At 69.1% G+C, this 9,469-nt stretch carries 8 protein-coding genes and 1 pseudogene; 1 reads left to right on the top strand and 8 read right to left on the bottom strand.

Going from position 1 to position 9,469, the window contains the following annotated elements; all coding sequences use genetic code 11:
• Together HHX33_RS20835 and HHX33_RS36270 are read right to left on the bottom strand one after the other, a co-directional pair.
• Nucleotides 1-230 (bottom strand): annotated as a pseudogene (locus tag HHX33_RS20835) (IS701 family transposase); the annotation flags it as partial.
• Nucleotides 231-275: 45 nt separating this feature from the next.
• Nucleotides 276-410, bottom strand: a complete 135-nt coding sequence (locus HHX33_RS36270) for a hypothetical protein (RefSeq protein WP_259402673.1) — start codon at nt 408-410, stop codon at nt 276-278.
• Between the two features lie 372 nt (nt 411-782).
• On the opposite strand from HHX33_RS36270, the gene HHX33_RS20830 reads away from it, so the two are divergent.
• Nucleotides 783-1,625 (top strand): sensor histidine kinase, encoded by an 843-nt coding sequence (locus HHX33_RS20830; RefSeq protein WP_182876077.1) that lies wholly within the window; start codon nt 783-785, stop codon nt 1,623-1,625.
• A 16-nt stretch (nt 1,626-1,641) separates the two neighbouring features.
• On the opposite strand, the gene HHX33_RS20825 is transcribed toward HHX33_RS20830, so the two are convergent.
• The 6 genes from HHX33_RS20825 to kdpF are packed head-to-tail and all read right to left on the bottom strand — an operon-like array spanning nt 1,642 to nt 9,161.
• Entirely contained in the window at nt 1,642-1,818 is a 177-nt protein-coding gene (locus HHX33_RS20825; protein WP_396785285.1) for a response regulator, read from the bottom strand.
• The gene (locus tag HHX33_RS20820) at nt 1,815-4,373 is read right to left on the bottom strand and encodes a DUF4118 domain-containing protein (protein ID WP_182876076.1); all 2,559 of its coding nucleotides are present in this window, start codon (nt 4,371-4,373) and stop codon (nt 1,815-1,817) included. Before HHX33_RS20820 ends, HHX33_RS20825 begins: the two co-directional genes overlap by 4 nt.
• Nucleotides 4,374-4,378: 5 nt before the next feature.
• On the bottom strand, nt 4,379-5,257 hold the full coding sequence (locus tag HHX33_RS20815) for a potassium-transporting ATPase subunit C (RefSeq protein ID WP_182876075.1): 879 nt from the start codon (nt 5,255-5,257) through the stop codon (nt 4,379-4,381).
• The gene (kdpB, locus tag HHX33_RS20810; protein WP_182876074.1) at nt 5,258-7,411 is read right to left on the bottom strand and encodes a potassium-transporting ATPase subunit KdpB; all 2,154 of its coding nucleotides are present in this window, start codon (nt 7,409-7,411) and stop codon (nt 5,258-5,260) included.
• On the bottom strand, nt 7,411-9,072 hold the full coding sequence (gene kdpA / locus HHX33_RS20805; RefSeq protein WP_182876073.1) for a potassium-transporting ATPase subunit KdpA: 1,662 nt from the start codon (nt 9,070-9,072) through the stop codon (nt 7,411-7,413). The genes kdpB and kdpA overlap by 1 nt, the downstream gene beginning before the upstream one ends.
• Nucleotides 9,072-9,161 (bottom strand): K(+)-transporting ATPase subunit F, encoded by a 90-nt coding sequence (gene kdpF, locus HHX33_RS20800; protein WP_182876072.1) that lies wholly within the window; start codon nt 9,159-9,161, stop codon nt 9,072-9,074. The genes kdpA and kdpF overlap by 1 nt, the downstream gene beginning before the upstream one ends.
• Nucleotides 9,162-9,469 lie beyond the last annotated feature (308 nt).

Below are 9,469 nucleotides of genomic sequence, written 5' to 3'. Positions count from 1 at the left end.
CAGCGTGCACTGTTCAACAAGCGCTGCATGCGATCAGGAGCCGCATCCCCGGCCGCCTCCGCCAGCTGCCAGCCGTTCTTGCGCTCGATCGGAGCCAGCAGCCCCAGCAGGTACGCCCGCGCCTGCCTGCGCGGTTCCACCCGCCCGAACCGTCCCGCCACCCGCGCGAACAACACATCCAGCCCGGCCACCCACTCCTGAAGGTCGCCCGCGGTCAGCTCATCCGACATGATCCAGAACTATAGATCACAAAACCTGGCTGTAGTACTAGCCAGCTATCTCTCGCACCGGCCCGCGCTCATCGCGTCCCAGTCGGCCCGGGGAAGCCGGCTCTCCTCGCTGACGACGTCGTGCCTGCACTGGAAGAACAGCTCGACCGTCACCATGTCGCCCATGTCCTCTGCCGGCATCGCTCAGTCCCCCGCTCGCCGCTCACGCCGACCATCTCCTCCCACCGCACCGGGAACACCAGGCGACGAGCCCGGGACAGCAGGTCACGCTTCAGCGCGGCGTCAGCCTCGCCTACATACCGCGCCGGCTCTCCCTGCTTCCGGCGCGCCCTGCGCTCGTGGTCATGGCCCGGCCGTTACGCCGACGCGGCGACCGCTACACAGTCCCCGAACCAATGAACGTACTGTTTTTGCTGGTCAGAAGGTTATGTGGTTGTGCGAGGAGAGTGCGAGGGACAAAGTAGACACATGCTGAGTTGGCGTCGACGACGGCACCAGGCGGTGTGGGGCAGCGGCACTGGTTCATGGAGCCGCCTGCGGAAGGCGCTGGGGGTGCCGGCTGCCCTGCTCGCCGGCGTGATCGGCGTCCTCCGGCTGCTGCGTCGGGTCGGCGTGATCTCAGACGACCTCGCCCGGATCAACGTCAGAGACGAGTACGACCAGATCACCCGGCATCGGGATCCGACGCAGATGAGCCAGCTGGTCGGCAACATCAACGTGAGCCTGGACATGCTGGACCGCGAGCGGCAGTTCGCCTCCACCGTCGCCCACGAGATCCGCTCCCCGCTGGCCGGCATACGCGTCAGTGTGGAAGAGGCGATCGCCGACCCTGATCACGCCGACTGCCCCGGCGCGTTCAGGGAGGTGCTGCGGGAGGTGGACCGACTGGAGGCGCTCGCGACCGACCTCCTGCTGATCGCCCGTGGTCGTGTCGCCCAGAGAAAGGAGATGATCGATCTGAGCGAGCTGGTCAGGCAGGAAGTCGCTGCCCGAACCGACCCGATACCCGTCGAGGTGAGTTCCACTTCCGGTGGTCAGGTCGAAGCCATGCATACGCAGATGCGCGAGATCCTTACCAACCTGCTGGACAACGCCCAGCGCCACGCCAGGCACAGCGTGCGGGTCGACGTCGGATGCGGTGACCGCTTCGCACGGCTGGCGGTGTCAGATGACGGCCCCGGCATTCCCCCGCATGAGCGGGAGCGCGTCTTCGATCGGTTGTACCAGCTCACGAGCGAGTCCCGGCGCGGCGACGTCGGCGCGGGCCTCGGGCTGAGCATCGTCCGGGAGATCGTCAAGACCCACAACGGATCCGTGTGGGTGGAACCCTCTCCCAGTGGCGGGGCCCGCTTCGTCGTTCAGCTCCCCCTCGCCTCCCCGGTGTCGACGGCCTGATTTCCCGTGGCGTCGCTCACGCCCCGTCAACCGGGGCTGCCTGCAGAACCACGTCGGGGTGCCGGTCGGCGGCGGCGCGCAGGGCGGAGGAGCCGTCACCGGCGACTTCGACCTCGTATCGACGGGCGGCCAGGTTGATGCGCAGTGCCCTGAGGATCTGTGGCTCGTCGTCGACGACAAGAATTCGGGTCATGTCGTTCCCTCTCGTGCGATCCCGGCTCGCGAGGAGATGGGCAGGGCGAGGACCATGGTGAGACCGCCGCCCGGGGTCTCCTCGGGCGTGAGGCTGCCTCCCATGGCTTCCGCCAGGCCGCGGGAGAGCGCGAGGCCGAGGCCGATGCCGGTGTGGTTGTCCCGGTCGCCGAGGCGCTGGAAGGGCATGAAGACACGGTCGTACGCCTCGGACGGGATGCCGGGACCACGATCGGTGACGCGGACCTCCACATTGTCGCCGTGCCAGCTCGCGGTGATCAGAACCTTCCTGCCGTCCGGGCTGTAGCGGACGGCGTTGGTCATCAGGTTGACCAGAATGCGTTCGACCAGCGCGGGATCGGCGACGATCTCGGGAAGATCGAGCGCGATGTCCCCTTCCACCTGGTCACTCAGCGGCCCGAGGTCGTCGATCGATCGGGGCACGATCTCCTCCAGAGCCACCGGCTGAACCGACAGTCCGAGCACTCCGGCCTGCAGCCGGCTCATGTCGAGCAGGTTCGCCACGAGCCGGTCGAGCTTGTACAGCGACTCGTCCGCCGTGGCGAGCAGCTCCTCTCGATCGTCGGGTGACCAGTCGACGTCGGTGGCGCGCAGGCTCTCCACGGCCGCACGCGCCGATGCCAGCGGGGTGCGCAGGTCGTGGCTGACAGCGGCCAGCAGCGCGGTGCGCATCTTGTCCGCCTCCGCCAGTGGTCTGGCCTTCTCGGCCTCCTCACGCAGACGCTCCTGTCGGAGGGCCACTGCGGCCTCGGCGGCGAAGGCCTGGAGCACGCGGCGGTCCGCGGCGTCGAGCAGCCGCCCGCGCAGGGCCAGGACGAGGTCGTCGTCGACGGCCACATCTGTGTCCGCGACACCCGGACAGGTGCAGGGCGCGCCCCCGGCGGTGGCGACGATGCGCCACGCCTCGGGCTCCGACTGGGCATCAGGGCTCGTCGTAGCCTCGGGGCGGCGTTCGAGCAGCGTGACCGAGGTGAGCGCGAAGGTCTCCCGCAGCCTGGCGAGCAGCGAGGGCAGCGCGTGCTCGCCACGCAGCACGTGCCCTGCCAGGGTGGACAGGACCTCGGCGTCGGCCTGGGCCCGGGCGGCCTCGCGCGTGCGCCGGGCGGCCAGGTCGACGACGGTGCTCACCATGATCGCAACCAGTACGTAGATCGTCAGGGCGAGCAGATTCTCCGGGTCGGCGATGGTGAACCGGTTGACGGGCGGGGTGAAGAAGTAGTTCAGCAGAAGTGAGCCGCCCACCGCGGCGGTCACCGCGGGCCACCTGCCGCCGATCAGGGCGACGCCCACGACGGCCAGCAGGAACAGCAGGATCTCACTGGGCAGCGACAGGTTGTGGCGGAACGGCAGCAACGCCAGCGTCAGGAGGGGAAGCCCGAGGATCGCCGTGGCCCAGCCCGCGATCCGCCGGTTGCGGGTGAGCGCGGCACGCGGCCGCAAGGGATGCCTGCCCTTGCTGACCTGCTCATGAGTGATCATGTGAACGTCGATCGACCCCGAGCGGGCCGTCGTCTCGACCCCCACCCCGCGGGAGAAGAGCTGGGCGAACCGTCCCCGCCGAGAGGCGCCGAGCACGAGCTGAGTGGCGTTGACGCCGCGGGCGAAGTCGAGCAGCGCGCGGGGGACGTCGTCGCCGACGACCTGGTGGTAGGTCCCGCCGATGCTCTCCACCAGCGTGCGCTGGCGCGCCAGCAGCGCCGGGTCGCCGCCGGCCAGCCCGTCGGCCCGGGTGACGTGCACGGCCAGCAGGTCGGCGCCCTTGCTCCTGGCGGCGATGCGGGCGGCGCGCCTGATGAGGGTGTCGCCCTCCGGCCCGCCGGTCAGCGCGACGACGACGCGTTCCCGGGCCTCCCAGGTGCCCGCGATGCCGTGCTCGGCGCGGTAGCGGTCGAGCTGTTCGTCCACCTTGTCCGCCACCCACAGCAGGGCCAGCTCGCGCAGGGCCGTCAGGTTGCCCACCCGGAAGTAGTCGGACAAGGCGGCGTCCACCTTCTCTGGTGGGTAGACGTTGCCGTGGGCCATCCGGCGGCGCAGTGCCTCGGGGGACATGTCGACGAGCTCGACCTGGTCGGCCCGCCGTACGACCTCGTCCGGCGCGGTCTCCCGCTGCGGCACGCCCGTGATCTCCTGGACGACGTCGTTGACCGACTCCAGGTGCTGGATGTTCACCGTCGAGACGACGTCGATCCCGGCGTCGAGGAGCTCGTCGATGTCCTGCCAGCGCTTGACGTTGCGCGAGCCGGGCACGTTGGTGTGCGCCAGCTCGTCGACCAGGACGATCTTTGGTGCGCGGGCGACGACCGCCTCGACGTCCAGCTCGGTGAAGGTCGCACCCCTGTAGACGACACGCCGCCGTGGGAGGACCTCCATGCCCTCCAGGAGTTCGGCGGTGCGGGGGCGGTCGTGCGTCTCGACGAGACCCACGACCACATCCTTGTCCCGTTCCGTGGCCCTGCGACCTTCGCTGAGCATCGCGTAGGTCTTGCCGACTCCGGGGGCCGCCCCCAGATACACCCGCAGCCGCCCGCGCGCCATCTACCTCATCCCTTCAGCCTGTCCAGATCCAGGTTGAGCTCCAGCACGTTCACGCCGGGTTCTCCCATGAACCCGAGCGCCCTGCCGGCGGTGTGCCGCCCGATGAGGGCCCGCACCGTGTCCACGCCGAGTCCGCGCTCCCTGGCTACCCGGGGAGCCTGCAACTCGGCGTACGCGACGGAGATGTGGGGGTCGAGGCCGCTGCCGCTCGCGGTGACGGCGTCCGGCGGGACGACCGCTCGGGCGTTTCCGCGCACCGGCACGGTGCGGCCGGCCGAGTAGTCCTGTCCGGGCCTGCCGCACTCGACCTTCACCCCTTGATAGACCGGGATGAACGGCGTGGCGGGACATGCCTGGTTGACGCTGACCACCCGGGTGGGTGTGCCGACGGTGGGGAAGACCTTCAGCACCGCGCCGACCCCGTCACCGGTGCAGTACGGCCGGGCGCCGCTGACGCCCTCCAGCTCGCCGACCACCTTGGAACGGGCGCACACCTGGGTGAGCAGGCTCTGCCTGCCGGTGTCGGGGTTCCCCTCGTCGTCCTTCGCGCCCGCCACCGGGAGGGTGTCGAGGACGTCCTCCGGGCCGAGGTTACTCGCGGCGGTGGAGGTCGGGTCGTACCCGTCGCCCGCCGCCGAAGGCCGGCTCTGGAAGTACGTCTTGATCGGGTCGCCGTCCCCGTCGGTGAAGCTCTGGCCGATCAGGGTGCTGCCCACGTCCTTGCCGCCCTTCTGTACGAGGGAGCCGTCGGCGTTGCCGTCGAACACGGCCTGGGCGACGCCCGTGACGAGCAGTGGGTAGATCGCGCCGGTCACCAGGGTGAGCACGAGAAGCGCGCGCAGCGCCGCGAGGTGCCGGCGGATCCAGCTTGGCAGGCGTTCCATTTATGACATCCCCGGAAGGAACATGATGAGCAGGTCGATGAGCTTGATGCCGATGAACGGGACGACGATTCCGCCGAGGCCGTAGACGTAGAGGTTGCGGCTGAGCAGTCTGGACGCGCTGGAGGGGCGATACCTGACGCCGCGCAGGGCGAGCGGGATCAGCGCGACGATGACCAGGGCGTTGAAGATCACCGCGGACAGGATGGCCGACTGGGGGCTGTGCAACCGCATCACGTTCAGCGTGTCCAGGCCCGGATAGACGGCCGCGAACATGGCCGGGATGATCGCGAAATACTTCGCGATGTCGTTGGCGATGGAGAAGGTCGTCAGCGCCCCCCGCGTGATCAGCAACTGCTTGCCGATTTCGACGATCTCGATGAGCTTGGTCGGGTTGGAGTCGAGGTCGACCATGTTCCCGGCCTCCTTGGCCGCCGAGGTGCCGGTGTTCATCGCCACGCCGACGTCGGCCTGGGCCAGCGCCGGGGCGTCGTTGGTGCCGTCGCCGGTCATCGCGACCAGCCGCCCGCCCTCCTGCTCCTTGCGGATCAGCGCGAGCTTGTCCTCGGGAGTCGCCTCCGCGAGGAAGTCGTCCACGCCCGCCTCGTCGGCGATGGCCTTGGCGGTGAGCGGGTTGTCCCCGGTGATCATCACGGTGCGGATGCCCATCCGGCGCATCTCGTCGAACCGCTCGCGCATGCCCGTCTTGACGACGTCCTTGAGGTGGATGACCCCGAGGACACGGGCGGTGCCGTCGTCGGTGACCTCGCCCACCACCAGCGGAGTGCCGCCGGAGGCGGAGATGCCGTCGACCAGCTGACCGACGTGCCCGGTCGGATGGCCGCCGTTGTCACGCACCCACTTCATGACGGCGGTCGCGGCGCCCTTGCGGACCCGGCGCCCGTCGACGTCGACGCCGGACATGCGGGTCTGCGCGGTGAACGGAACCCAGTCGGCGTGCGTCAGCTCGCCCGGCCGCCGCTCGCGAAGGGCGTAGGCGTTCTTGGCATAGACCACGATCGACCGGCCCTCGGGAGTCTCGTCCGCCAGGCTGGACAGCTGCGCCGCCCGCGCCAGCTCCATGACGGGCACCCCGGGCACCGGGAGGAACTCGGCCGCCTGCCGGTTGCCCAGGGTGATCGTGCCGGTCTTGTCGAGCAGCAGCGTGCTGACGTCACCGGCGGCCTCCACCGCACGGCCGGACATGGCCAGCACGTTGCGCTGCACCAGGCGGTCCATGCCGGCGATGCCGATGGCCGACAGCAGCGCCCCGATCGTGGTCGGGATGAGGCAGACCAGCAGCGAGATCAGCACGATGCCGGTGACGCCGTGCCCGTTCAGGGCCAGGGAGTCGGGGATACCGGGGTTCTGCGCCTTCGAGTAGATCGCCAGCGGCTGCATGGTGACGGTGGCGATCAGGAAAATGATCGTCAGCGCGGCCAGCAGGATGTTGAGGGCGATCTCGTTGGGGGTCTTCTGCCTGTTGGCGCCCTCGACCAGGGCGATCATCCGGTCGATGAAGCTCTCTCCGGGCTTCTGGGTGATCCGTACGATGACCCGGTCGGACAGGACCTTCGTGCCGCCCGTGACGGCCGAACGGTCACCGCCGGACTCCCGGATCACGGGGGCGGACTCGCCGGTGATGGCCGACTCGTCCACGCTGGCGATGCCCTCGACCACGTCGCCGTCGCCCGGGATGATCTCCCCGGCCTCGACGACGACGACATCGCCCTGCCGGAGTTCGGGGGCGCCCACGGTGTCCCATTGGACCGCCGCCTGTCCGGACCGCCAGTCCTTGAGACGGCGCGCCGTGGTGTCGCGCTTGGCCGCGCGCAACGTGGCGGCCTGGGCCTTGCCCCGTCCCTCGGCCACGGCTTCGGCCAGGTTGGCGAACACGACGGTCAGCCACAGCCACACCACGATGGCCCAGGCGAAGAACGAGGGATCGGTGACCGCGAGCACGGTGGTGAACGCCGCGCCGACCTCGACGATGAACATCACCGGGTTGCGCCAAAGCGTGACGGGGTTCAGCTTCCGCAGCGCGTCGGGCAGCGAGGTGAGGAGCTGCTTCGGGTCGAGCAGGCCGCCGCCGACCTTGCCGCCCTTCTCGGGAGCGGGTGCGTGGCCCGGAGCTTCCGGCGCCTGAAGCACTGTCATCACTGGATTCCTTCTGCGAGCGGGCCGAGCGCCAGAGCGGGGAGGAAGGTCAGCGCCACCACGATGATCGTCACGCCCACGACCATGCCGACGAACTGCGGGCGGTGGGTGGGGAGCGTGCCCGCCGAGGCCGGTACGGGGGCCTGCCTGGCCAGCGAGCCGGCGAGGCCGAGCACGAAGACGATCGGCAGGAACCGGCCGAAGGCCATGCAGAGCCCGAGCGCGGTGTCGTACCAAGGGGTGTTCACGGTGATGCCGGCGAACGCCGACCCGTTGTTGTTGGAGGCGCTGGTGAACGCGTAGAGCACTTCGGACAGACCGTGCGGCCCGGAGTTGAGCATGCTCGCCCGCTGCTCGGGCGAGGCCATGGCCAGGGCGGTGCCCACGAGTACGAGCGCGGGCGTGGTCAGGAAGTAGAGCGAGGCGAGCTTGATCTCGCGGGAGCCGATCTTCTTGCCCAGGTACTCCGGCGTACGGCCCACCATCAGGCCGGCGACGAAGACGGTGATCACCGCCAGCACGAGCATGCCGTACAGGCCCGCGCCCACCCCGCCCGGCGCCACCTCGCCCAGCATCATGTCGAACATCGTCATCATGCCACCGAGCGCGGTGTAGGAGTCGTGGAAGGAGTTCACGGCGCCGGTCGAGGTCAGCGTCGTGGCCGCGGCGAAGGTCCCCGAGTTCGGCACGCCGAACCTGACCTCCTTGCCTTCCATCGCGGCGCCGACCGCCTGCGGAACGGTGCCGTGGTGCGCTACCTCCAGCCCGGTGACCAGCGCGACGCCGGCGAAGGCCAGTACGCCCATGATCGAGACGATCGCGTAGCCCTGCCGCCGGTCGCCGGCCATGCGGCCGAACGTGCGCGGCAGCGCGAACGGCAGCACGAGGATCAGGAAGATCTCCAGCCAGTTCGTCCAGGAGGCCGGGTTCTCGAAGGGGTGAGCGGAGTTGGCGTTGTAGAAGCCGCCGCCGTTGTTGCCGAGCTCCTTGATGATCTCCTGACTGGCCACCGGCCCGCCGGTGATGCTCTGCGTGCCCCCGGCCAGCGTGGCGACCTCGTGGACGCCCGAGAAGTTCTGGATTACTCCGCCGGCCACCAGGAGGAGCGCCCCGACGAACGCGATCGGCAGCAGGATGCGGATCGTGCCGCGGACCAGGTCCACCCAGAAGTTGCCGAGACTGTCCGTCTGCTTGCGGGCGAAGCCGCGCACCAGGGCGATCGCCACGGACATGCCGACGGCGGCCGACACGAAGTTCTGCACCGCCAGGCCGGCCATCTGCACCAGGTGGCCCATCGTGGACTCACCCGAGTACGCCTGCCAGTTGGTGTTGGTGACGAAACTGACCGCGGTGTTCCACGCCACGTGGTCCGTCACCCCGGGAAAGCCGAGGTTCAGCAGCAGTTTGTCCTGCAGGCGCTGGAAGGCGTAGAGGAACAGGATCGAGACGGCCGAGAAGGCGAGAACGCTGCGGGCGTAGACGTTCCACCGTTGCTCGGTGTCCGGCCGGACCCCGATGAGACGGTAGAACACTCGCTCGAAGGCCAGGTGCCGCGTGCCGCTGTAGACGCGGTACATGTAGTCGCCGAGCGGCCGGTGCGTCAGCACCAGGGCGACGACGAGGGATGCGATGAACACGATCCCGGCCGCGGTCGGCGACATCAGAAACGCTCCGGGAACAGCAGGGCCGCGATCATGAAGATCACCAGGCCGGCGGCCACGACCAGACCCACGGCGTTGACAGCGCTCACAGGCGCTCCACCGCCTTCACCACGAGCCCGCAGATCGCGAATATCGCGACCGTCAGGGCGACGAAGATGACGTCGGCCATCTCACTTCCTCAAATCCGGATGCTTGCCTTGGCCGCCGTACAGACGGCCACGAACCAGCAAAGCGCCAGGTTTAAGAAGTTTTGATGTTCTTGATGCCTTTCATACGCCGAAGGCCGGAACATTTACGCCGTCTCTACGCGGCTGAGGCATGCCCTCGGCGTGGTGAGGCGGATTCTGCGCGTTCGATCCTCAACCGATGGACGGTGAACAGGGATTTCAGGGAATCA

Source organism: Microbispora sp. H10670 (genome assembly GCF_014161385.1).
GTDB lineage: Bacteria > Actinomycetota > Actinomycetes > Streptosporangiales > Streptosporangiaceae > Microbispora > Microbispora triticiradicis.
The sequence above is the reverse complement of the archived record's forward strand: the minus strand, read 5'-3'. Positions and strand labels throughout refer to the sequence as shown.